This window comes from Siminovitchia jepli (genome assembly GCF_047228825.1).
Taxonomy (GTDB): domain Bacteria; phylum Bacillota; class Bacilli; order Bacillales; family Bacillaceae_C; genus Siminovitchia.
Genome location: NZ_JBFEGN010000049.1, coordinates 1 through 23955, shown reverse-complemented (window position 1 = coordinate 23955; position 23955 = coordinate 1). Strand labels below are relative to the sequence as shown.

The following is a 23955-nucleotide window of genomic DNA, read 5'->3' as shown; positions in this document are numbered from 1 at the left end:
GAACGTCAACCTCCCGAGGCCGGGCTTCAAACTTTTTTTTCACGGCCAACTTCTGTAAAATAAATTATTAACCAATTCAATTCTGCTTTTGGGAGGGAAGATCAGCATGTCCTTATTAAATGAAATTCTTGAATACAACAAAACGTTTACCGAAGAAAAGCTATATGAAGCCTATACAACGACAAAATTTCCGGATAAAAAACTGGTCATTTTAACATGCATGGACACACGGCTCGTTGAATTGCTCCATAAGGCCATGAATATGAAGAACGGTGACGTAAAAGTCGTCAAAAACGCCGGAGCCATTCTCACTCATCCGTTTGGAAGTATTATGCGGAGCCTGCTGATTGCCGTTTATGAATTAAAAGCGGATGAAGTTTACGTGATCGGCCATCATGACTGCGGCATGAGTGCCATAGAAAGTGATCAAGTGCTGGAAAAGATGAAACTTCGCGGCATTAAACAAGAAACACTGGACATTGTCCAAAACGCCGGAATTGATCTGGACGAATGGCTTACAGGCTTTGACAGCGTTGAAGAAAGCGTTGAACACAGCGTCAATATGATCCGAAATCATCCATTGATGGCAAATGATATCCCCGTCCACGGCCTCGTGATTGATCCGGCAACAGGGAAGCTTGATTTAGTCGTCAATGGTTACGAAAATGTAAAAAACAATCAGCCGACATAAGGGTCCAAATCAGCCCTTAACGGCTGATTTCCCTGGCTGCAAACGAATAGTCGTAACAAACCATATAAAGTTCAACTAATTCTTCGATACTTGGCACCCTTGGGTTATTCGCAGGACTGCCGCTGTCAATGGCATCCTTTGCCATTTTGCCCAAGGACTGTTTGAAGGCATCCTCCTCTATTCCCCAGCCTTTCAGGTTGGGAATGTTGAGTTTGGCACACAGACTTTTTGCCGATACGACCGCGGCTTCTGCCGCCTCCTCATTGGATAAGCCATTTTTCCCTTCAAAAATTCTCCCCAACTCGGCCAGCCTGTCGATGCAGGCATTCTTGCTGAATTCCAAAACGGCCGGAAGAAGCATCGCATTGGAGATGCCGTGGGGAACATGGAACAAGGCCCCGATCGGCCTGGACATTCCATGGACAAGGCAGACAGATGCATTGGAAAAAGCGATCCCCGCCTGTAAAGAGCCCAAGGACATTTTTTCGCGCGCAGCCATGTTGTCCCCTTCGTCATAAGCAGTTTCGATATTTTCCACAATGAGTTTCATTGCCGACAAAGCATACATATCTGTCATCGGATGCGCCTTTTTCGATAAATACGCTTCAATGGCATGGCTTAAAGCATCGATCCCTGTTGCGGCGGTTACATTTTTCGGTGATGACATTGTCAGCACAGGGTCGATAATGGCACATGCAGGCATGAATGCCGGCTGTTTAATCATCATTTTAACATCGTTGGATGTATTCGTAATCACTGTTACATCTGTTGCTTCCGAGCCCGTACCGGCAGTCGTCGGAATGGCGATATGGGGTATTGGCGCATTTTTTACAAGCTTCTTTCCACCCATGTAATCCCCAATGTAGCCCCCGTTTGCCGCCAAAACCGCCACCGCTTTTGCTGTATCGATGCAGCTTCCTCCCCCAAGAGAGATCACCGCATCACATTGGTTTTTCTTAAATACCTCAACCGCTTCAGAAACATAACGATCAGTTGGTTCAGAGGCGACGCCGAGATATAAAACGCAGGTAATTCCTTCAGATTTCAAATAATACAGACATTTTTCCACATTTCCGAGCCTCTCCATGATTCTGTCACTGACAAGAAGCGCTTTTTTCCCCTTCGCTGCTGTAAGTTCACCCACTTTTTCAAAAGAATGGCTTCCATATACAATGAAAGGCGGCGTGGCAAATCTTGCATATGCGTTCATGGACCTTCCTCCCCGGATAAATTTACGAGATTTTAAATATCCTCCTATAAGATTATACTATAAAAATTTATGACGGGAACGTATATCCCCATTCAAAGCCGGCACACTCAATCAATCTGCCTTAGGTCCTCTCTAAAGCAACACTCAAATAAGGATATGTTCTAAGGTATGGAAAATTTCATAGGTATATTAAGGGAAAGAATATCTCTTACATTAGGGCGGTGATTACATGGCTAAGAAATCATCAAGAGACAAAAAGCCTACTAACACAGATGCTAAACAGGAGCAATTGGATCAGTACCGTGTAAAAAACACTGGGAAGCCAATGACGACACAGGAAGGGAAAAAAAGATCACAAGATCAGGATCAATTAAAAGCCGGCGTGCGTGGTCCTGCATTACGCCAAGACTATGAGTTTTTTGAAAAAATGTCGCATTTTGTCCATGAAGAGATACCGGAAAGAGTGGTTCATGCAAGAGGGTACAGTGCGCATGGAGAGTTCGAATCTTATCAATCCATGAAACATGTGACAAAAGCGTGCTTTTTACAGGAAGCGGGTAAAAAGACGCCAGTAACTGTCCGTTTTTCTACAGTACAAGGACCTAAAGGATCCTACGATACAGCAAGGGATTTGCGCTGTAAAGGCGTTAAACTTTATACAGAAGAAGGAAATGTCGATCTGACTACGATTGCCATGCCTGTATTAATTAATCAAGACGCGATGAAGTTCCCTGATGCAATGCATGCGTACCAATCCAAGCAGGATGATGATATACCAACGGCTACCGGCGCACATGACAGATTTTGGGATTATGTAGCCAATAATCCTGAAGCACTTCATATGGTGCAATGGATTATGTCCGATCGGGGCATTTTAAGAAGCTATCGAATGATGGAATCGTGGTCGATTAATACGTACCTGTTTGTGAACGAGCAAGGAGTAGCAACCTTTATGAGGTATGTTTGGAAGCCTGTCCTTGGCGTCCATTCCCTGCTTCAGGATGAGGCACTGAAAATCGGCGGACTCGACCCCGACTTTCACAGAAAGGATCTCAGGGAGGCCATTGACCATGGTGCTTATCCCGAATACGAATTAGGTGTTCAGCTCATTCCGATGGAGGATGAATTCAAATATGATTTTGATATTCTGGATCCTGCGAAATTTTGGCCGGAAGAGCTCATCCCTGTTCAAATGATTGGTAAGCTGACATTAAATCGAAACATTGATAATTACTTTACGGAGTCTGAACAAGTCGCATTTAACCCTGCAAATGTCGTTCCGGGAATTGATTTTTCCAATGATCCTGTCTTGCAGGGAAGGTTAATGGCGTATAGAGATGCACAACAACATCGACTTGGCAGTGCCAATTACGTTGAGTTACCAATTAACAAGCCACTTTGCCCGTTTCATAATAATCAGCGCCGAGGCTATATGAGACAGCGAATCGATGTTGATCAGGTAAACTATCATGAAAATTCGCTGGCAAATAACACGCCATACACGGTGCCCCCGGAAGAAGGCGGCTATAAAGATTATCCGGAGAGAGTAGATGGTTACAAAATCAGAGCCAGAAGCGAATCGTTCAAGGATTACTTTTCTCAACCGAGAATATTTTGGAATAGTATGACACCTATTGAAAAGCAGCACACAATTGAAGCATTCAGCTATCAACTAGGAAAAGTAAAAAGCGAATCCGTTCGCCAGCAAAACGTTAATTTGTTGGTCAATGTAGATAAGGAAATGGCTTGCATTGTTGCTGATAACATTGGTGTCGATCGCCCAAGCGGAACCCATGTACCTGTTTCGACAAGTTACCCTTCTCTTAGCCAATACAATACACCCAAATATGCTTATACACAAAAAGTAGGTGTACTGATCGGCAATGGTTTTAACGGCAATGAGGTAACCAATGCGCTCAAGGAATTGGAAAAATATGGGGTTTTTGTTGTGATCATAAGTGAAACGCTTGGTACTGTCACAGGTGCTGATGGCAAAAAACTGAAAGTTGATGAGACATTTCTCACAACTAGTCCTTATCTGCTTGACTCTCTTTATGTTGTTGGCGGGAGTCCTAAAACCAAAGCAGAATTCAGGTCTAACATCAAAAAATTCATAAGAGTTGCATACGAACATTATAAACCGATTGGTGTTGCAACAACTGCAGAGCCGTATTTTCAAGCGCTGGGCATAGGTACTTCTCCCGGGGTCATTTATACTGCAAACAACCCTGACTTTGGAAATGAATTTGTCTCCGCCATTGCACAGCAACGTTTTTGGAATAGAAAATAATATGGTCAGGTTATATGGAAAGAGCGCGTCAAAAGAGAAAATGCTCTTTCCATTAGTAATCTTTGTAAAAGGAAGTGTTTACTTGTACTAAAGGATTTTTATGTTACGGGAATAAAATACTTGGAATCTTTTATTGTAGAGTTTTATAAAAGCCTAAAATTATCCAAACTCCCCAGTTCGTTTTTTTACTCCCCTTTCAAATTTCCAAAAATACGATCTGTTTTCTGCTTTGAAACACGAGTTTGCAGGATCATCCCCACCTCTCTTGCAATAACTGTATCTCCTTTTCATGCGGCATTTCTTCTTTGGGTGTTTCCAAAATGAATGGAATGTTCGCCAGCTTCGGTGTTTTTACGATTTGGTCAAATTGACATTCTGTTATACAGCCAGCTCCAAAAATGGGAGCATGGCGGTCTTTTCCCTGGCGTGCAACGTACTTGGAATTATTAAAATGAATGACCTCCAATTCATCGAAATAACCTAGCTCTGTTCCTTTTTTCAACACATCATCCCAATTTTCACCATCCCACAATCCGCAGGAAAATGAATGGCATGTATCCAAGCAAAAACCAATTTTTTCCGGATGCTCACACAGCTTGCGGATTTGTACCAGTTCTTCCAAAGTGGTTCCCATTGCCCCGGGCAAGCCCGCATTATTTTCCAGCAGGATTTTGGCCTTTCCTTCCCAGCGGCTTAGAATGTCATTAAGCATTTCGATCATAAGCTGATAACTTTCAAGCACAGGCAAATGAGGGACAGGCTTGCCGAAATGAACGACAACTCCGATTGAACCGCATGCCTCGGTAATTTCCAGATCATTCAATAAAGACTTTGTTACTTGCTCACGTTTTTCATCACGACGGGGGGTCAAACTGGTAGGATAAGGAGAGTGACTGACAGACAATATGCCTTTTTCCTCACAAAATATTTTGCATAATGCCGCATCTTCCTTGTTATAGTCTTTAACGGATAAACTTCGGGGATTCTTCGGAAAGTATTGAAAGGCGCATGCATTGATTGCATAGGCTTGTTTTGCGGCTCCAAGGTAGCCGTCCCGGATGGAAAGATGACAACCAAATTTCATTTATGCATTCTCCTTGTATTAGTGCTGACAATTGCTGCAAAAATAAGTTTTGCGAGAGGCAATCTCCACTTTTATAATAGGGGTGCCGCACCGGCTGCACGGGTTTCCTTCCAGCCCATGAACGTACATTTTATAGCCGCCTGTTTTGTTATCCCCCTTAAACAGTTCTCCCATATAACCGCCATGTTCAATCGCCTGCTGCAGGATAAATTGGATTGAATGATATAAGCGGGAGATCTGATCCTGATCCAGCTCATTGATCTTTTTTTCCGGCAGCAGCTGCGCATGCCAAAGAATTTCATCCGAATAACGGTTCCCAATCCCGGCAATGACTTCCTGATTCATGAGTGCGGTTTTTAAACTTCCTCTTCTGTTTTTCATGATGGCTTCAAAAGCATCCAGGGAAAAGCTGGGATTCAGCGGCTCCGGTCCGATGTTTTGAAGTTTCTGCTTCACCATTTCAGGTGTCAAAAGATGCAGATAACCTAAGCGCAGTCCGATACAATAAAGATTGTGAACGCCAAACGATAATTGTACCTGTACCGTGCGATCCGGTTGATCTTCTTTTTTTCCATAAAACAGCCAACCGCCAAGCATCAGATGCAAAAGTAGGCAGGAGCCATTTTGCAGGTGAAAAATTAAATGTTTGGCCCTTCTGTCCATGATTTCAATTTTCTGATCCAACACTTGGCGGGTAAAATGATCCACAGGGACATTGATGGATTTCTCCCGATTGATCACCACTCCCGTGATCGTTTTATCCAGTATCAATTGTTCCAGCAAGGTTTTATACGTTTCCATCTCTGGCAATTCGGGCATAATGCTTTCCTCCGCTTTTGTACATCTGTATGTTCAGTATTCCTCAACATTGAAAAATGATGAGAATAATCTTTAAAAAATGGAGCCAAAAAGGAATATCATGAAAGTCGGTTTTATTGAAGCTATAGCTTATCTTATGGTGTCTTGCAATCGCAGCAAAGTGTTATCGCCACTTGTTGGGTCATTATTTAAAAGAAGGAGAATTTCCTATCCGGCTCTTAATGGCAGACCCAAAAAACATTTGACAAATTTGTGAACTGGTTGAATAATAAATAAAAAGGGGGAGTCACACAAATGGAATCTACATACAAAATATTACATGCTGCAAAGTCTGTTGGCTATATTGTTCTTTCAATCGGAATTGCCATTTTCTTGTACGGTTTTTTTGTAAGCGATACCAGCGTAGCTACAAGCATAGGGATTGGCACAGTAATGGGGGCTATTTTTATTTTTTTGATCGGTGTGTTTTTTGCAGCGGCTGAAGAGATGGACAAAAAAACGGATAAAGGGATTAGATTTTCCAAGAGCAAAGGCGGAAGCGCCTATTTATCGACGTACAGACTGGAGCGCTTCTGACGAGATAAAGGATAAGGAAAGGCGGAGAGTGCCTGCTTATCGGCGACAAGCATAAGACGAACGCTGAAGAAGGCGTAGTTTGCCTTCAGCAGCGATTGGCTTATGACCTCGAGCCGATGGCACTCGCAGCCGGACAACACGCGGAGCGGAGCGATGTTGACTTATCGTAGGAAAGCTACTACTTAAGAAGGCTTCGTGTGATGCTTCCTTGAGTTGGCGTCGTGCAGCTTTGCGACGAGGTGAGCCTACGCCTCCTAGAGTAAGCTGCGCCGCAGGAGCACTTTAAGCGTGAAGTCTGCTAGTCGATAGGCGCTGGAGCCGGACGCAGCATTAGGTGACAAATAAGTCACTCACAACCTGAGCATCTTATAATTTCCTCAACAATGAAAAAGGAGCGCCATTCAGACACTCCTTTTAATCGATATTTACATGTCCCAGATCAAAATTAACAATGTACCGAAGATGGTAACCAAAGCGATGGCAAATGCATAATAGATGTTTGTATAAATCGAACCTTTATCTTTCGTTTCACCAGCGTGCATAAAGACAACAAGCTGGACGGCAGCTTGCACGAATGCTGTGGCCAAAAGGATTGTCATTCCGACGGCAAACGACAGATCAAAGAAGTAAACGGCAAGAGCAACGGCCGTGAGCATCAATGAAAATATAAAGCCCATCACTTGTTTGCGCGGGAATAATTCGCTCATGTTACATCATTCCTTTCAGGTAAACGAAGCTGAAAATAAAGATCCACACAACATCCAGAAAATGCCAGTAAAGTGAAAAGATGAATGCTTTATTGGCTGTTCCTGGTGTTAATCCCCGATTTTTCACCTGCAAAATGATGAATAAGCCCCAGAATAAACCAAGTGTTACGTGTGCTCCATGTGTACCTAATGTGGTTAACAGGATGGCCGTGAAGGCACTCGTTTGCAGGCCCGCCCCAATATGGACATAGTGAATGAACTCATAAATTTCAACGCCCAAGAAAGTAAGGCCAAAAAGCAGTGTAACGGCAAAGAAGGTCATCATCGCCTTTTTATGGCCGATACGCATGGCATGAACGCCAAGACCGATCGTAAAACTGCTTGTCAACAGCACGAATGTTTCAATGAGCACTGGTGTTATTTCAAAAATCTCTGCTCCGGAAGGCCCGCTTCCTGTTCGGTCGACTAGAGTAAAATAGGTTGCAAAAAGCGTTGCAAAGAGCATAATTTCCGCTCCGAGAAAAATCCAGAAACCTAAAATATTCAGTTGATTTTGATCTGTACTGTATTCAAGCGGCAGCGAGTGATCTACATTCATCAGCTAGCACCTCGCAACTTTTTTTCTGTGTCTTCTACTTCCTTGACAGAAATATAATGACCATCATCTTTTTCAAATGAACGGTATGCCATGCAAGCGAAGATTCCGATGGTTGTAAGGATGGCCGGAATCCACATGCTGAACACAAGCGAGAATCCCCATACAAAGAAAATGCAACTCATCATAAACGGGCCGCCGGTGTTATTTGGCATATGAATTTTTTCAATACGATCTTTGAATAACGCGTGGCCTTTCTTTTTATGATCCCAGAATGGTTCAATGGAATGAACTTCCGGTATCGTCGCAAAGTTATAGGCCGGCACCGGGCTGTGCGTGGCCCATTCAAGCGTACGTGCATTCCATGGATCTGAACTAATATTTCTTGAAGCATAACGCGTGCTGTAATAAACATTGTACACAATTAAAGCAAACCCGATGGCAAGCCCAATGGCTCCGATAAATGAGAGCAGATTCAGCTGCCCAAACCCGGTTGCTTCTGAGTATGTGTACATCCGCCGTGCCTGCCCATCCAAACCGGTGAAGAACATTGGAAAGAAAGTGACGTTAAAGCTGATTGCGATAAACCAGAACGCCCATTTCCCGATTCTTTCATTCAACATAAAACCAAACATTTTGGGCCACCAATAAGTGAGGCCAGCAAGCATCGCGAATACGACTCCAGGTATAATGGTATAGTGAAAGTGGGCCACTAAAAACATGGTATTATGATACTGATAGTCCGCACTTGCCATACCGAGCATCACCCCGGTAACCCCGCCAATCGTAAAGATCGGAATGAAACCGACTGCATAAAGCATGGGAACAGTGAATTCAATCTTCCCTTTCCACATCGTCAGAATCCAGTTGAAGATCTTGATTCCGGTCGGGATCGCAATCGCCATGGTTGTGATGGAGAAAATACTATTCGTCAGCGGTCCTTGCCCCATTGTAAAGAAATGGTGAGTCCAGACCAAAAATGAGAAAAACGAAATAATCACGATCGATCCAACCATCGACTTATAACCATAGAGATTACGTCGTGCAAAAGTAGAGATCACCTCACTGTATACACCAAATGCCGGCAAGATTAAAATATAAACTTCCGGATGCCCCCAAACCCAGAAAAGGTTGGCCCAAAGCATATCCATACCGCCGTTTGTCGTTGTAAAGAAGTTTGAACCAAACAGCCGGTCCATTGTTCCCAGCAAAAGCGCAATCGTTAATACAGGAAAAGCGAAAACGACAATGACGTTTGTAATAAAAGCGGTCCATGTAAACATCGGCATCTTCATTAACGTCATACCGGGTGCCCTCATTTTTAAAATGGTCGTGATAAAGTTAATCCCGGACATTAATGTACCGATACCGGCAATCTGAATCGCCAGCATGTAATAATTCGTTCCGACCGATTGGCTGAAATCATTTCCCGCGAGCGGAAAATAAGAAGTCCAGCCTGAATCAGGAGATCCGCCAATGACGAAAGAAATATTGAATAACATGGCACCCATGAAGAATAGCCAGAAACTTAACGCATTCAAGCGCGGGAATGCGACGTCACGGGCCCCTATTTGCAACGGAACAACGAAGTTCAACAAGGCGTAAATAAATGGCATCGCCATGAAAATGATCATGACTACCCCATGGGTGGTAAAAACTTCATTATAATGCTGCGCATCCAGCAGCGTATTGTCGGGTACAGCCGTTTGTGCCCGCATCATAATCGCATCTACGCCGCCCCGGAACAGCATAAGCAAAGCAGAGATCAAATACATAATCCCAATTCTTTTGTGGTCAACAGTCGTTAACCATTCGCGCCATAAATAGCCCCATTTTTTAAAATAGGTTAAGCCGGCGACAATCGCGATAACTGTAAGACCAATGGCTACCATTGATGCATAAATGGCAGGACTGGGATGAGGGATGGCAAATCGGTCAAAATAATTCATCCTTTTATAACTCCTTCCCGGTAAATGTTCAGCATTAAAAACGGTTATAAAACTGTTAAGCTATCAATTATGATGGTTGTGCTCTGAATGGATTTCTTGAGACTCATTGCCTTCATGATGATGTCCACCATATTCACCCTCCGGGGGAGGCAAAAAGCGCAAATGTGTTCCACTGAATGTTAATTGCCCCAGATGGCCAGGCTCTAGCAGCTTATCGAATTTCTTTTCCGTAAGAGGTTCGGCAGTCTTTTTCACTTCGTCAACCCAATCATCAAATTCCTTCTCCGGCATTGCTTTCACTTGGAACGTATTTTCAGCAAAGCCTTTCCCGCTAAAGTTTGCATTTCTTCCCATGTATTCCCCGGGAGTATCGGCTGCCAAGTGCAACGTGGTGACCATGTCCGCCATCGCATACTTTTGTCCGCCGAGCTGCGGAATCCAGAAGCTTGTGATTGGCCCGTATGAATATAGTTTAAATTCCAACGGCCGATCTGTTGGGATGTACAAATAGTTGACTGTTTCAATATCTTCTTCCGGATAACTGAAATGCCATTTCCAATTGGAAGACGAAGCATAAATCGTCAATGGTTCCTGCCCCTCATGTTGTTTCGGCGTTGCTTCAACTGCATAGGTTGATTTAACCGTAACGATTGAAAGGAAAATAATAATGAGCACCGGAATCCCGACAATAATCGACTCCACCACCGGATTTCCTTCAATATGCGGCGGTTCATAATCCTCGCCTTGTTTCGAGGCGCGGTATTTTACTAACATGATGATTAAAAGGACAAAAACGGCAACAACAATGATGGCCATCGTCGCAATCGATATCCAAATGACATTGGCCTGTGTTTCAGCTTGAGGCCCTTTAGGATCCAAAACCATTAATGATTCGCAACCCGTCAGCATTGTAAGAATAGAGATGGCTACACATAAAAAAGCCCATTTCATTTTCATGGAGGGGACCCCTTTCTTTGAATTAAACCTTGGCAGCAATAACTTATCGTTTAATCTGTGATCAATTTACCATTATCTTATTACCATCAAAATGTAATAACAATAGTTTGTGATACATGTCACAAAATGTTCTTGAGTCACCCTGGTTTTTGGTAACAAAATGTTCAAAGAAACGGTGGTAACTGGACAATATTTTTTTATAAACCCCTCCAACCGAAAGAAATTACCGATTAAATTGTTTGAAGTAAAGGTGGCATTCTTTATTTTCTCCCCACCACCTCAGTGACACAAATTAATGGAGCCTTTCTCCTTTAAATGAAGCTTTTTGTACTGTTATTGCAGCTAAAATGATAAATTGCAACGAGAAAGCAGGCCGCTGCAAAAGCAAACAAGATCAGAAGGTTTAATATTAGCTGCCAAATATGCTTCCGTCCTGCAATTTTGTCAAGGTATCCACCGTCCAGCGTTGAGGAAGAAACGCGGATATTCTTTGAACCAACTTTGGCATGACTTCAATCGGTCTTTGTTAAATTATTGATTTCCAAAATATTCATATGAACACATTCGATTAAACTCTGTATAAAGAATAAAAAAAAGAACGCACGTGCATAAGTGCATTCCTTCATAACTTGACATGAAGTTTTTCATGTTTTCAAAATGAAAATGATCTTAAGGCCTTCTCAAATAAATGGGTTATCATCCACGATGATGATTTTAATTTCAAAAATAGGATCCGTTTTTGCTTGGGAACACGAGTTTTGCAGGATCATCCCACTTCTCTTGCAATAACTGCATGGCGGTATTTGTTTTTAAAAGCAAATTTGCTGCATCTTCGAAGTGGCTACAGCTTATTCTTAGTGAACGATCCAACATACCTTAACGCTGAAACTGGACGCGATGCAGGCTGGCAAAAATGCCTCCCATTTCAATCAATTCGTCATGGCGGCCCTGTTCGGCAATTCCGTTTTCGGTAACGACAACGATTCGATCAGCATTGCGGATCGTTGCCAGGCGGTGGGCAATTACAAGAGTAGTCCGGTTTTTGGCCAACTCGGCCAGCGCTTCTTGGATGATCATCTCGGTTTCGGCATCAAGAGCTGAGGTGGCCTCATCCAAAATCAGGATCGGCGGGTTTTTCAGAAACATCCGTGCGATCGCGATACGCTGCTTTTGCCCGCCGGACAACTTCAGGCCTCTTTCTCCCACCTCCGTATCAAAGCCGGCGGGAAGGGAGTCAATGAAATCTTCAAGATGTGCACGACGCGCTGCTTCCCTGATCTCCGCATCAGTCGCATTAAGCCGGCTGTATGCGATATTGTCGCGAATCGTTCCGGTAAACAAAAACACATCCTGTTGTACAATGCCAATTTGGGAACGGAGCGATTTTTTTGTCATGCTCCGGATGTCTATGCCATCGATCGAGATGGTTCCTTGATCGACATCATAAAATCGCGGGATGAGAGAGCAGATCGTTGTCTTTCCTGCCCCTGAAGGCCCGACAAAAGCCACTGTTTCTCCGGCACCAATACACAGATTGATCCCTTCAAGCACGGTTTGGCCCTCATCATAACCGAAGGTGACATTATCAAACATGATATTACCCCGCAACGCCGGTACTTCGATGGCGTCTTTTTCGTCCACCACATCCGGATCCTGGTCGATCAGCTCGGTAAAACGTTTAAATCCGGCCATTCCTTTTGGATAAAGCTCCAGCAGTGCACTGATTTTATCAATCGGTTTAAACAGTAAATTTACATAAAGGACAAAGCCGACGAGTTCACCGTACGACAGGCTGCCGTTGAAGCTTAGCCAGGCTCCATATATGAGCACAAGAAGAACGACAAACCTTGTCATCATATACATCCCCGAAGAAGTGTAAGACATGACCCGATAGGCACCAAGCTTTGCACTCCGAAACTTCCGGTTATTTTTTGTGAATCTTTGAATCTCATAATCTTCGTTTGTAAACGATTGGACCACCCTTGCCCCGGATACGCTGTCCTCCACCCTGGCATTAACATCGGCGATCTCGCTGTACATCTGCTTCCATGCCCGATTCATTCGGATATTGCAAAAAGTGATCAGCCAAATCAGCAGTGGCATTGCCAAAATCGTTACGAGCGCCAATTTGACATTGATCGTCAGCATAATCCAAAACGCCCCAACAAATGTCATTACTGCAATGAACAAATCCTCCGGTCCATGATGCGCCAATTCGCCAATATCAAACAGATCATTCGTAATCCGGCTCATGATATGCCCGGTTTTGTTATTGTCAAAAAATCGGAATGATTGCTTTTGCACATGCTCAAACAGTTGCTGCCGCATATCTGTTTCAATATTGATGCCGAGCTTATGTCCCCAGTAATTGACAATATACTGCAAAAACGTACTGATGACATAGAGCAGCGCAAGAGCAATACTGACTGCAACAATCATGGACCAATTTCCGGCAGGAAGCAGTCTATCAATAAACCATTGCACGGCTAGCGGGAAAGCAAGCTCGAGCACGGCCACAATCACCGCGCAGCTAAAATCAAGAATAAACAGTTTTCGATGGGGACGATAATAGGTAAAAAAACGACGGACCATTTTTCAACGCTCCCTTTAAAAAACAACATTAATGTAGATTATATGGACAGGTATTTTATAATGCAAGAAATTTTATGAATTATTTTTTCATTAAGGTTAAACCAAACTCCTTCATGATTCAAAAAAACCCCCTTTAAAAAGTTGATATAACACTTTTCCATGATAACGAAATTTAAATTGTTTGACTCCTCCAAATATTAATAATATAATTTTATTGATGAGCTTCTTCATGCCAATGGCTGACCTGTCCTTTCATTTTATGTGTAACATTCCATTTTTTGTCATTTGGATAGTCTATTGAAGGGGGACTTGCATTGTGAACACAAATTTGGCTGTTCTTTCCGCTAATAACCTTCATATAAAAATGAGAGAATTGGAATCAGAGTGGGACAATTTTGTATCCGAGAAGCAAAAGCCGAATCGAATACGGCAAGCGATTTACCAATCGTGGAAGCGATGTGAGGAATATGAGGTTGATCCGCTCCAAAAACAAACTTCAATTATTATGGACGATGATAGTTTATCCGAAACAATCAGCAAGTCGAAAATATATGCAGCCTCCCTTCCCATCATTCGTACGTTACATGAGCAAATAAAGGGCACCGGTCATCTCATTACCCTGGCGGATGACAAAGGAAGAATTATCCATTTAGAGGGGGAGCATCATATTAAAGCTCAAGCCGAAAAGATGAGCTTCATCCGCGGCTCGGACTGGAGTGAAAGAGCTGCAGGATCCAATGCAATTGGAACTGCATTGGCGGTCGGCCATCCCATTCAGATATTCTCTTATGAACACTTTTGCGAAGGTGTTCATCCGTGGATATGCTCCGCTGCTCCCATCAAAGATCCTCTAACAGGAAAAAATTTGGGTATTATTGATTTAACTGCTCCAAATGAGCTTGGCCAACCGCATTCTCTCAGCGTAGTTCAAAATATTTCAGAAATGATCCAACAAAACTTTAAAGCCCATTCCTTTAAACAAAGACATCGATTACAAGAACATTATGAGAACTTTGCAAAAAAGCTGAATTCCGATAGTGTCATAGTGCTTGATGAGATGTTAAATATCGTTCATGCCGATCAAAAATGCCGGTTCTTGCTGCAAATTGACCACTGGAGGCAAATAGGGGTCCATTCCGAGTTCCAGCATATCAGAAATTCACTGCTTACAAATAGTGAACGAGAATGGGAACTGGATGTTCCTTCCCTGCAAATCAAAATATTTGTCCAAGTTATTGTAGACGGAACGGAAAGAATCGGCTATTTGCTCCATCTGGAAAAAACAAATCAAATCAGGGATTATACCCATTGGGGACGAATCATTGGAAATTCCCAACCAATGAATCAACTGATAGCCCGAGTAAAAATAGCCGCTCCCACGAACGTTCCGATTCTGCTTACCGGAGAAAGCGGGACAGGAAAAGAAATCTTCGCAAGAGCGATTCATAAAGAGAGTTCCCGTCATCAATCGTCCTTCATTGCTATTAATTGCGGAGCCATACCAAAAGAATTGTTGGCAAGTGAACTTTTTGGCTACGAGTCAGGCGCTTTTACAGGCGGAAATCCCAAAGGAAAGCCGGGAAAGTTCGAAGAAGCCGATGGCGGAACTTTATTGCTGGACGAAATTGGTGAGATGCCGCTTGATTTGCAAGTGTATCTTTTGCGTGTCTTGCAGGAAAAAGAAATAGTACGGCTTGGGTCATCCCGTCCAAGGCCGGTCGATGTCAGAATTATAGCCTCCACAAACAGAAATATGAAGGAGCTGATTCAGGAAGGGAAATTTCGGGAAGATCTTTATTACAGACTTAATGTTGTAGAGTTCAATATCCCATCCCTTAGAGAGCGCAAAGAAGATATCCCGCTCCTGATCCGGTATTATATTATCAAATATGCAAAAAAACACCATAAACCAGTTCCTACAATCGGGAACGATGTTCTTTCTTTGCTTAACGAATACAAATGGCCGGGAAATATAAGAGAATTGACTAACACGATTGAATATGCCGTGCTTTTTTGCAGTAATAATCAGATTACCCTGAACTCTTTGCCCGACTCTATACAAAAAAGCAGCCAGCGGCTCATTGATCAGCGGCTCTCACTTTCCGAGCTGGAACAGGAAGAAAGGCATAAAATCAAACAGCTGATCGAGGAAACGGGAGGGAATTTATCAGAGGTTGCCAGACGCTGCCAGATTGCCAGGACCACCCTGTACCGCAAATTAGAAAAATACCAGCTGCCAGTTACATAAAGGAAACGGTTTATCCTTAATTTTAGAAGGGATAAACCGTTTTTCACTGAAAGCTGTCAGTCATTAATGGCTGTTTGGGAAAACACAATCATCAACCATGAGTGTTGGTTCAGTCATATTTTGAATGTCTTCTGCTGTATAACCCTCTGTGACTTCAACAGTTTTAAACCTTTATCCGTTAAATCAATCACTTCCAGGTCCATCATCATTCAATTCAACCCTTTTACCTGTTAAAGGCAATGTACAGGATGTTACTATTTTGGGTTTGCCATTTTTATCTGTATTCCGTGATGAATGTACCAGGTGCATCGCTACTTTAATAAAAGCGACGGTTAAAAACCGTCGCCCTATGGATATTAGGCCTTGCCTGGCAATGGCACTTTGATCCATTCATTATAAAAAGTATCGATGTCCGGTTCAAAGTCTTTAATAACCGGATACCAGGGAGTGACAGCTTCGACCTCCAATTGAGCGGCACATCCCGGACAATAATATTCTCTTAATACTTGCCACTCCGGATCCGGCGACATCAACTTGGGGTATATTTCATTCATTTTTTCTTCGGTGTCTCGAACAAATATATTTGCATGGAGTTTCCAATTGTCTTTATAATCACAAAATTCATGTCCACAATCACACTTTACTATACGGTCGCCATTTTGTTTTTGAACGATAAATAGATGCTCTCCAATCGGCAGCAAGATTGGGTCATCCCAAGGAACTCTGTCCTGCAGGACACTCAAATAAATATCAAACCGCTCTTTGTCTTTATGGGATGACATCATTGTCTTTATTTGATAGAATTCCAGTGTTCCGTCTATCAATTCCCCTATTAATTTTTTATCGTATTTTGCCATTTTATTTCACCCCTGCCTTAAAGCGATTAATGTGCTTTCCAAGTTTAGGCATATTTAAATCTTCCTCATAAATCATCCAGTCATCAGGCAAATCCCAAAATTCCTTAAATTCATTTGTGAACTTTTCACTGAGCGCGAAGCTTTCAGCATACATATTCCTTACTTGCAATGATGCCTTTTGATCGAGTATGCTTTTCTTCTCCTTTTTTAACCATTCTTTCGTGGGCATACTTCTCTTTAAGCGTTCCTTCCGGATTTCGGTCCGTTTTTTCTCGGTTGCCTCAACATCGACTGTATACGTGCCGTTTACTTCTGTGAAGACACAGCCGAATACGTTTTCTGCATAACGCGGGAGGATGTATCTTTGATTCAAATCATCTTCCACATCTTTCGGCTTACGCTCGATTGGATCACCGAATCCCGGGCCTCCCCGCAAATAGTTCATAATGAGGTCATAATCCCCGAATTCTTCTTGGGTGGAACAAGTTTGCCTGTCACGATGGATGATTTCAGCTTCCAAATTTTCTTCATAAAGCGGATTGTCCGGATCGGTATCGCCTCCCAGCGGCAAGGGCAGCCGCTTTTCAATCCTCTCTTTTACATTAGTGTTATATGCTGTAAAACGATAGCCTGCCGAGGCCGGATATCCTCCCATTAACCCGCAATCTGTAGCCATGACACCGGCACCTGCCACGAACATGGTCCATTCTTTGGCACCCCAGCCCAAACGCAGCGATTGCCAGCCGTTGCCGCCGCGATATTTTCCTGCACCGCCTGAACCAGGCAATATTTCTCTGCCCATATAAACCAGCGGCTCAAGAAGTTCCCATATTTCCATGTCACCCATGTCACCTTCCGGGTTCCATAACGCAGCTGAATGACTGATCCCGTCATTTACAGCACTTGCCCCTACACCGCACGCAGCGGTTTCGAAGCTATTCAGGGCGGAAAGACTTCCATATTGATCAATCCCGCCGCCCATCAGCCAGTTTGAGGTGTGGCCATTTCCTGCATTTACTTCTTCCAAATAGCCGCGTCCAAAGTATGCCCGGCTCAATCCGCGCCACAGCGGTGACCAGGCAGCTACAAGCGCATGCCATGTGTTAGAGTGTGCGGATCGGATGTCATCAGGATTCAGCCATGATCCCAAAGGAGTACCAAATTTACTTGCATAATAGGCTCCATCATTGATTCGGTCGTTTGGCACAAGAGTTTGCGAGAGCATGACCCAAATTCCGCTCGTCATTGATACTGGTGTGGCGTTAAACGGATGCCACCCCCAGCGGCTTGCTCCTTCAAAATCGATTTCCAGCTTGGCATCTTTATGCACCGTAATTTCCGATGGTGAATGCATGATTGTATCGACTTGCGCGAATTTCGGTAGATCCAATCCTTTAAATTGAACATCACTAAAGGAAACCTGCCGGTATTTGCCGGGGATTAACATTGTTTTTACCTGATTGACAAAACCGCGTCGTCCATCTTCGATAATTTCCCGGATAAATTGTTTATAGGCATCCACACCTTCTTCTTGAATGACGTCCAAAACAAGATCTCTAATCATATGACAGCCGGCTACGCGTGTTTTTTCATCCAATGTCCAATATTTTACCGCTCGGACAGATCGGGTGCTTTCAAGCAGCCAGTCCCTGGATAAAACATCATTTTGGCCAATTTTCCGGCAAGTTACTTGATAACCGTCATCATAACGCTGGACGGGTCCCATCGGCATACTGCCTGGAGCAGCGGCTCCCGTATCGATAACGTGAGTGACTCCTCCGACCCAGCCAACAATTTCTCCTTCCCAAAATATTGGTACAAGTGTGTGAACATCGCATGTGTGCACGTTTCCAACGTGATTATCGTTGTTGCAGAAGATATCTTTATCGGCGATTCCCGGATTGTCCTCATAATCATTTTCAATCATAAATTTTATTGCTGCTCCCATTGTACCAACGTGGATAATAATGCCTGTGGAGGTCACAATGGAGTCAGCTTCAGGTGAATATAAACTGAAACACAATTCACCTTCCTGCTCTACAATGGGAGAAGCAGCCACTTTTTTTGCTGTTTCCCTTGCATGAACGACCCCGCCGCGAAGTTTGGAATAAATTTTTTCAAATCTGATGGGATCTGATTCTTTAAAAGGCAATGAAGTTAATCCGGCATAATGTCCCGTTTCTTTACTGATTTCTGTCATTTCCTGGCGCATTTGTTTTAATGTCTTTCCATCCCAGCCAATCGGTTTTTGTTTTTTCGGTTGAATATCCACTAACGCCTTTGCCAAGTTAAATACCTCCTTGCGATTCGATTATTTTAATTCCTTAAGGTGAAAAATCCGATTTTCATCCAAATAAGCTTCAAACCCTGTCGGAACAACCAAAGTTGTCGCTGTTGACTCAATAATGGAGAACGCTTTTATCTTATTTCCCGGCATCAGTTTTTCCATCTCGTAAATGTCAGCATATTGCCAACCATCATTCCAGTAGACCTGCCGGTTTCCCAAGAAGGCCTCCTTCGGTGGAGATTCCCCGGATAAGGGTTCAGACGGAATCTCTGGTTTCGGTACATCAACAACCCCACGAACAATAGCTCCGGTAATGGAATAACCCAGTTCCGGCGACAAGGCAGATTTAGCATATACCCGGGTGTACATCTCCTCAAATGTATTGACAAGTGTTTCAAAGTCCCCGGTATCTTTAAATTCCTTAATCGGTGCTTCGATTTCCAGGTCATTTAGCTGCCCTTGATATTGCATACGGTACAGGAGACGGAAATGAACATCGTCAGGCGAATAATCATTCTTCCTGAATTCTTCAGTCACCTTTTCCTTTAATTCGTTCCATGAATCCTGCAATTCCTTTCCAGCCTTTAATACGGCATCTTCTTCAGCATTTTCGTCAACATTTAGATCCAGTGTTTTATCATACCGATATTCAAAATCCGCCGCTCCACAGCCGAACGCCGAAAAACCGGCAGCCCATGCAGGGATCAAAATATCTTCAAAGCCCAACCCTTTCGTGTAACCCGCTGTATGTAACGGTCCTCCCCCTCCATAGGAGAAACATACATATTGCGAAGGCGAGTATCCTTTTCCCAGAATCATGGATTCCAAATAGTTGCGAAGCTGTGATTCGAGTAATTCAATCACACCCAGAGCCGCTTCTTCTACGGATAATCCAAGGGGATCTGCTATCTGTGTCTTAACCGCATGATAGGCACGTTCCCGGGATAGTTTAATAGCTCCGCCAATAAAATTATCCGGATTGATCAAGCCAATGACGACATGGCAGTCGGAAACGGTGACCGTTTCAATGCCTCCTTCAGGATTGCAAACACCGACGAGAGATCCGGCGCTATCCGGCCCCAGTGTCAGATTCCCGTAGTTCGGGTCAATGCGTACATAGCTGCCGGTACCTGCACCTGTTGTATCCATTGAAACAAGCGGCAAGGATAAAACAAGCCGGGCCATATCGGGACTGGAATTAATGGCCAAATCCCCTTGTGTAATCAGTCCGATATCAAAACTGGTCCCGCCAATATCCGAACATGCCACATTTTTAAGCCCCAGACTTTCTGCTAAATATTTGGCCCCTATCATACCCCCAATCGGACCGGAAACGCATGTCCTGGCTAATTCATTTGCTTTTATACTGATTGTCCCTCCATGGCTCGCCATGATTCTCAAATTGAAATCGGTTCCATTTTCCTTTAAAGATGTATCTATTTTTTCCAATGTTTTTCGGGAGGGCTCCGCGGCATACGCTTCGACAATCGTTGTATTTGTTCTGTGCGATTCCTTTCGAACCGGATAATAATCTACAGTGGCAAAAACCTGAATATCCTTGTTCGCCTTCTTGATTAACTCATTCGCAACATCTCTTATTTTCCGCTCATGCTGAGGATGCTTGTATGAATGGAGCAAACTGATGACAATGGCTTCCACATCTTCATCTATCAACTTTTGGATTGCCGATTCGATCTCGTGTTCATATAACGGAATGACAACATTTCCAAACATGTCAACCCTCTCTGTCACACCTACAGTCCATTTTCTCGGTACTAAAGGCTGATCAAAATGATGCGTGTTAATATGAATGCGGTCGGAATATGAATAACCTAGATATGATTGGAGTCCTCTTCCCATCCGATGGTTATCTTCCATTCCTTTATTTACAACCAATCCAACGCGCCGCCCCACCCTGGATACAAGCCGATTTAGCATGGCGGTCCCTGAATAAACTCCAGCCCGGAGATTGGGAAATTCCTCCTCCACTTCCGCTTCCCATTGTCCCAATGCATCTTTGGCCGAGTTAATAAGGCCTATGTGCTCATCCATGGGAGTGGTCTGGGCCTTTCCAACAACAAAATCCCCCTTTTCGTCAATAATGAACGTGTCTGTCATTGTGCCGCCGGCATCGATGGCCAGAATTTGTGACTTTGCCAAATGTTTGTCTCTCCTTTCATTTTTGGTTAATATTCATATTGCAAATTACATGCCAACTTATTATTTGAATCAATGTCCTTTTCCGGTCGGCAATATCAATGAGAATTTAACGTGTTAAAAAAGACGGATTGAAAAATTGTATTCGTTTGCTACAAGTGTAGCGATACGTTTCACGGTTACACCTTCAGGGCATTTTCTGCTTGCATGATAATACGGACAAGCCGGGCGCTGCGCAAGGCAAGCATTTTTAAAAAATCGAAAAAGCCCCTTCTTGATAAAGGGACCCTATCATCATCGTTTATTTTCCATGCATTAACCGGTGGTTCCAACACAACTTTCGAGTGCATCCATTTGTTGTTGGTCATTGACGGGCCCAAGGAATCCAGTCCGCTTTATGACTGCGAATAATACAGAACATCGAATCAGTCAGCGACCGCTAAATTGGTTAAACCACTCTCTTGCCCGTCCGAGAGGCTTTGTTCTTGTATAGGCTAACCGCAATGCATTTGTATTATCGATAATTCCGTTTCCATAATAAATGGAAAGGCCGTCCAACCCAACTTTTTGCGTCGTTTGTGTGATGATCTCCACGACTTCCGTATTCGTCAAATCCGGGTTAACAGAGCGGATTAATCCAGCCAAAGCGCTGACATGGGGAGCGGCCATGGATGTACCGGTAAGGCTTGCATACTGTCCGTCGGTAAAAGTGCTGGGAATATAAACCCCGGGCGCCGCAATATCAATATGATCCCCGTAGTTTGAAAACGGGGCCCGTTTGCCTTTCCAGTCCACTGCAGCCACACTGATCACCCCAGGCAAGGCTGCAGGAAAACTCGGCTGGTTTGTGTTATCATTCCCAGCCGCCGCGACAACAACGATGTCTTTATCGAGCGCATAGCGTATGGCATCTTCTAAAACTAAGGAGGATTGATAATTCCCAAGGCTTAAGTTGATGACGTCAGCACCGTGATCAGCCGCCCAGCGAATGCCCTCCGCTACATCCAAAGATCCGCCAATCCCTTCTGCGTTCATCACTTTTACCGGCATAATCGGATTATACCAGGTAATCCCGGCTACACCCTCGCCGTTATTCGTCACAGCAGCGATGATCCCGGCCACATGGGTACCGTGCCCGTTATCATCGTCAGGATGACTATTTTTGGCAAGAACATTATAACCCTTTGCCAGCCGGCCGGAAAGATCGGGATGATTCAGATCAGCACCTGTGTCAACTACCGCAATCTTTACATCTTTAGAGCCCCGTGTAACGCTCCATCCCTTTTCCGTACCGATCGCCGGCAAATTCCATTGATAGTTTTGGTAAAGCGTATCGTTTACTTCGTTTTGCAAGAAAATATAATGTGGTTCTGCGAACATAACTTGATCGTTTTGGTTAAAATATTGTATTAGCTCAGCCGTCGTTTGGCTGTTTGATTGAAAAATATAAACGGAATCAAGCCTTTTTTTAAGTTCCCCATCCATTTCGCGGAGCATTTTATTTATTTCCTTTTTACTTGGATAGTCCTTAAAATTGACTACGACTTCCTTGTCGTAGTAATGGCTTTTATCCTGCTCATTATGATGGATCATCTTGATAGTGGGGCTGTTATTCAATTGCTTTTTTATGTCGTTATTTAGTTGCAGCATGTCTATTTTTTGGAAATGAGAATTTTCTTGCTGTAAATTCCTGACTTGTAAATCTCTGACACTCCGTTCTTCATTGGAGTGAATGGGCGCCTCACCCGCTTGCCTGTTAAGATTCATCCCCGCAAAAGCTGCAATCCCCAAAATAAAGAACAAAGTGATGATGATAAAGGACTTTCTTCGCATGGCTGCACCTCATGTTGTGAAAAATTGATCTTGAAGCAAACGATCCCTGGTTATTGTTTATGCTTTCCAAAATAAAATATTTTATGATGAACAGCTTCAACATCATTAAGAGGAGACGAAAAAACCATCAACTCTTTTCAATAGATAAATAGTAAATATGCCGCGATTAGCCAGAATGGCTCCCAAAAGTCCAATCTTCCAAAAGGTCTATATATAGAGTCTTGCATTTTTTTGAAAACGATATTCAAACCAATTCAATTTATCAGAGAAACCTCGTCTCCTACTCGAATGTCACCAGTTTTTATGACAGACGCATAAACGCCAAAATGATTATTTCTTTCATTTACAACTGTTTTTAATAAATCGGGATCCCGCTCTCCATTATCGGGATTAACAGTGATGATCATGCATCTTTCACAATGTCTTTTTAGTTGTATTTTAACCTGCTTCCCTATTTTGATTCTTTCGCCGAACCAAGCCTCTTCCATGAAAGGGATTTTTTCTTTTAAGGAGATAAGTAGATTGGGGCGAAAACGCCGATAATTCACTGACTTTCCCCAAATTTCTTTTAGTTTTTCTACAGAGGCATCCGTTACAAGTTGAATATGTTCTTCTTCAATGGCCCCTAAAGGCACATGTGTAGGTGTATAGGCAATGGGAGAGATTTTCCTGTTCGATCTGCTTTCAATATCCTTTATGAGTTCTTCATCTCCCCAATGGACGACTTTTCCCGCGGGTGTTATTATTTCTACCTCGGGATATTCCTCCATTGACTCTACACCTGCAAACCTTGCTTTATATCGGGCCATTTCCGGGAATTGTGTAATGGTCAAAAATTTTCCCGGTCTTTTTTCATCTAAAAAAGCGTGGCTGCGATCCCCATATAATCCGTAATTCATTACTTTTGTATTTTGGACACTTTCTCCGTGAAAAGACTTGACAGGATGTCGGACAATTTCCTTGATATGGCCGATTAGCATTTAGCGTCCTCCTTTTTGGTTACGTTACATAGATGATATTAGTTCCCCTGAAACCTCTCCCCATTGAAATGGGGAGGTTCCGTAACCATAAAGGGTCACGGTTCCATTGCGACAAATCGCAAT

Annotated in this window: 17 protein-coding genes; 4 read left to right on the top strand and 13 right to left on the bottom strand. The window is 43.3% G+C overall.

The annotated features are described in order from the left end of the window. Positions 1-106 precede the first annotated feature (106 nt). Positions 107-691: a beta-class carbonic anhydrase gene (locus AB1L08_RS14885; RefSeq protein ID WP_413065459.1), complete on the top strand. Its 585-nt coding sequence runs from the start codon at positions 107-109 to the stop codon at positions 689-691. 16 nt (positions 692-707) lie between these two features. On the opposite strand, the gene AB1L08_RS14880 is transcribed toward AB1L08_RS14885, so the two are convergent. After that, positions 708-1901 carry an iron-containing alcohol dehydrogenase gene (locus tag AB1L08_RS14880; protein ID WP_413065458.1) on the bottom strand — a complete coding sequence of 398 codons (1194 nt, stop codon included), beginning with the start codon at positions 1899-1901 and terminating at the stop codon, positions 708-710. 229 nt (positions 1902-2130) lie between these two features. Here AB1L08_RS14880 and AB1L08_RS14875 point away from each other — a divergent pair, with 229 nt between their 5' ends. Beyond that, on the top strand, positions 2131-4191 hold the full coding sequence (locus AB1L08_RS14875) for a catalase (RefSeq protein ID WP_413065457.1): 2061 nt from the start codon (positions 2131-2133) through the stop codon (positions 4189-4191). 250 nt (positions 4192-4441) lie between these two features. Here the strand turns inward: AB1L08_RS14875 and AB1L08_RS14870 are convergent, their stop codons facing one another. Together AB1L08_RS14870 and mutM are read right to left on the bottom strand one after the other, a co-directional pair. Next, a complete protein-coding gene (locus AB1L08_RS14870; protein WP_413065456.1) occupies positions 4442-5275 on the bottom strand; it encodes a deoxyribonuclease IV in 834 nt (277 codons plus the stop codon). An 18-nt stretch (positions 5276-5293) separates the two neighbouring features. Next, positions 5294-6094 carry a DNA-formamidopyrimidine glycosylase gene (gene mutM / locus AB1L08_RS14865; RefSeq protein ID WP_413065455.1) on the bottom strand — a complete coding sequence of 267 codons (801 nt, stop codon included), beginning with the start codon at positions 6092-6094 and terminating at the stop codon, positions 5294-5296. A 294-nt stretch (positions 6095-6388) separates the two neighbouring features. On the opposite strand from mutM, the gene AB1L08_RS14860 reads away from it, so the two are divergent. Then, positions 6389-6670, top strand: a complete 282-nt coding sequence (locus AB1L08_RS14860) for a hypothetical protein (protein WP_413065454.1) — start codon at positions 6389-6391, stop codon at positions 6668-6670. A 425-nt stretch (positions 6671-7095) separates the two neighbouring features. Here the strand turns inward: AB1L08_RS14860 and qoxD are convergent, their stop codons facing one another. The 5 genes from qoxD to AB1L08_RS14835 all read right to left on the bottom strand — a co-directional run bounded on the left by qoxD (position 7096) and on the right by AB1L08_RS14835 (position 13470). After that, positions 7096-7377, bottom strand: a complete 282-nt coding sequence (gene qoxD, locus AB1L08_RS14855; protein ID WP_413065453.1) for a cytochrome aa3 quinol oxidase subunit IV — start codon at positions 7375-7377, stop codon at positions 7096-7098. Position 7378: 1 nt separating this feature from the next. Continuing rightward, a complete protein-coding gene (gene qoxC, locus AB1L08_RS14850) occupies positions 7379-7975 on the bottom strand; it encodes a cytochrome aa3 quinol oxidase subunit III (protein WP_413065452.1) in 597 nt (198 codons plus the stop codon). Further along, on the bottom strand, positions 7975-9921 hold the full coding sequence (gene qoxB, locus AB1L08_RS14845; protein WP_413065451.1) for a cytochrome aa3 quinol oxidase subunit I: 1947 nt from the start codon (positions 9919-9921) through the stop codon (positions 7975-7977). The genes qoxC and qoxB overlap by 1 nt, the downstream gene beginning before the upstream one ends. A gap of 63 nt (positions 9922-9984) precedes the next feature. Next, a complete protein-coding gene (gene qoxA / locus AB1L08_RS14840; RefSeq protein ID WP_413065450.1) occupies positions 9985-10878 on the bottom strand; it encodes a cytochrome aa3 quinol oxidase subunit II in 894 nt (297 codons plus the stop codon). An 876-nt stretch (positions 10879-11754) separates the two neighbouring features. Next, positions 11755-13470 (bottom strand): ABC transporter ATP-binding protein, encoded by a 1716-nt coding sequence (locus tag AB1L08_RS14835; protein ID WP_413065449.1) that lies wholly within the window; start codon positions 13468-13470, stop codon positions 11755-11757. 316 nt (positions 13471-13786) lie between these two features. On the opposite strand from AB1L08_RS14835, the gene AB1L08_RS14830 reads away from it, so the two are divergent. Then, positions 13787-15718: a sigma-54-dependent Fis family transcriptional regulator gene (locus tag AB1L08_RS14830; protein ID WP_413065448.1), complete on the top strand. Its 1932-nt coding sequence runs from the start codon at positions 13787-13789 to the stop codon at positions 15716-15718. A 356-nt stretch (positions 15719-16074) separates the two neighbouring features. Here the strand turns inward: AB1L08_RS14830 and AB1L08_RS14825 are convergent, their stop codons facing one another. The 5 genes from AB1L08_RS14825 to AB1L08_RS14805 all read right to left on the bottom strand — a co-directional run bounded on the left by AB1L08_RS14825 (position 16075) and on the right by AB1L08_RS14805 (position 23832). Continuing rightward, positions 16075-16575, bottom strand: coding sequence for an acetone carboxylase subunit gamma (locus tag AB1L08_RS14825; RefSeq protein WP_413065447.1), 501 nt, complete (start codon positions 16573-16575; stop codon positions 16075-16077). A 1-nt stretch (position 16576) separates the two neighbouring features. Beyond that, complete coding sequence (locus AB1L08_RS14820; RefSeq protein WP_413065446.1) at positions 16577-18862, bottom strand: hydantoinase B/oxoprolinase family protein; 2286 nt, start codon at positions 18860-18862, stop codon at positions 16577-16579. 24 nt (positions 18863-18886) lie between these two features. Continuing rightward, on the bottom strand, positions 18887-21022 hold the full coding sequence (locus tag AB1L08_RS14815) for a hydantoinase/oxoprolinase family protein (protein WP_413065445.1): 2136 nt from the start codon (positions 21020-21022) through the stop codon (positions 18887-18889). A gap of 426 nt (positions 21023-21448) precedes the next feature. Further along, on the bottom strand, positions 21449-22852 hold the full coding sequence (locus tag AB1L08_RS14810) for a S8 family peptidase (RefSeq protein ID WP_413065444.1): 1404 nt from the start codon (positions 22850-22852) through the stop codon (positions 21449-21451). Positions 22853-23106: 254 nt separating this feature from the next. After that, positions 23107-23832, bottom strand: a complete 726-nt coding sequence (locus AB1L08_RS14805) for an MOSC domain-containing protein (RefSeq protein ID WP_413065443.1) — start codon at positions 23830-23832, stop codon at positions 23107-23109. Positions 23833-23955 lie beyond the last annotated feature (123 nt).

Bases quoted from the DNA above. Each gene is read 5' to 3' on its own strand.
- AB1L08_RS14885 (WP_413065459.1), top strand. From the start codon at position 107: ATGTCCTTATTAAATGAAATTCTTGAATACAACAAAACGTTTACCGAA.
- AB1L08_RS14880 (WP_413065458.1), bottom strand. From the start codon at position 1,901: ATGAACGCATATGCAAGATTTGCCACGCCGCCTTTCATTGTATATGGA.
- AB1L08_RS14875 (WP_413065457.1), top strand. From the start codon at position 2,131: ATGGCTAAGAAATCATCAAGAGACAAAAAGCCTACTAACACAGATGCT.
- AB1L08_RS14870 (WP_413065456.1), bottom strand. From the start codon at position 5,275: ATGAAATTTGGTTGTCATCTTTCCATCCGGGACGGCTACCTTGGAGCC.
- mutM (WP_413065455.1), bottom strand. From the start codon at position 6,094: ATGCCCGAATTGCCAGAGATGGAAACGTATAAAACCTTGCTGGAACAA.
- AB1L08_RS14860 (WP_413065454.1), top strand. From the start codon at position 6,389: ATGGAATCTACATACAAAATATTACATGCTGCAAAGTCTGTTGGCTAT.
- qoxD (WP_413065453.1), bottom strand. From the start codon at position 7,377: ATGAGCGAATTATTCCCGCGCAAACAAGTGATGGGCTTTATATTTTCA.
- qoxC (WP_413065452.1), bottom strand. From the start codon at position 7,975: ATGAATGTAGATCACTCGCTGCCGCTTGAATACAGTACAGATCAAAAT.
- qoxB (WP_413065451.1), bottom strand. From the start codon at position 9,921: ATGAATTATTTTGACCGATTTGCCATCCCTCATCCCAGTCCTGCCATT.
- qoxA (WP_413065450.1), bottom strand. From the start codon at position 10,878: ATGAAAATGAAATGGGCTTTTTTATGTGTAGCCATCTCTATTCTTACA.
- AB1L08_RS14835 (WP_413065449.1), bottom strand. From the start codon at position 13,470: ATGGTCCGTCGTTTTTTTACCTATTATCGTCCCCATCGAAAACTGTTT.
- AB1L08_RS14825 (WP_413065447.1), bottom strand. From the start codon at position 16,575: ATGGCAAAATACGATAAAAAATTAATAGGGGAATTGATAGACGGAACA.
- AB1L08_RS14810 (WP_413065444.1), bottom strand. From the start codon at position 22,852: ATGCGAAGAAAGTCCTTTATCATCATCACTTTGTTCTTTATTTTGGGG.
- AB1L08_RS14805 (WP_413065443.1), bottom strand. From the start codon at position 23,832: ATGCTAATCGGCCATATCAAGGAAATTGTCCGACATCCTGTCAAGTCT.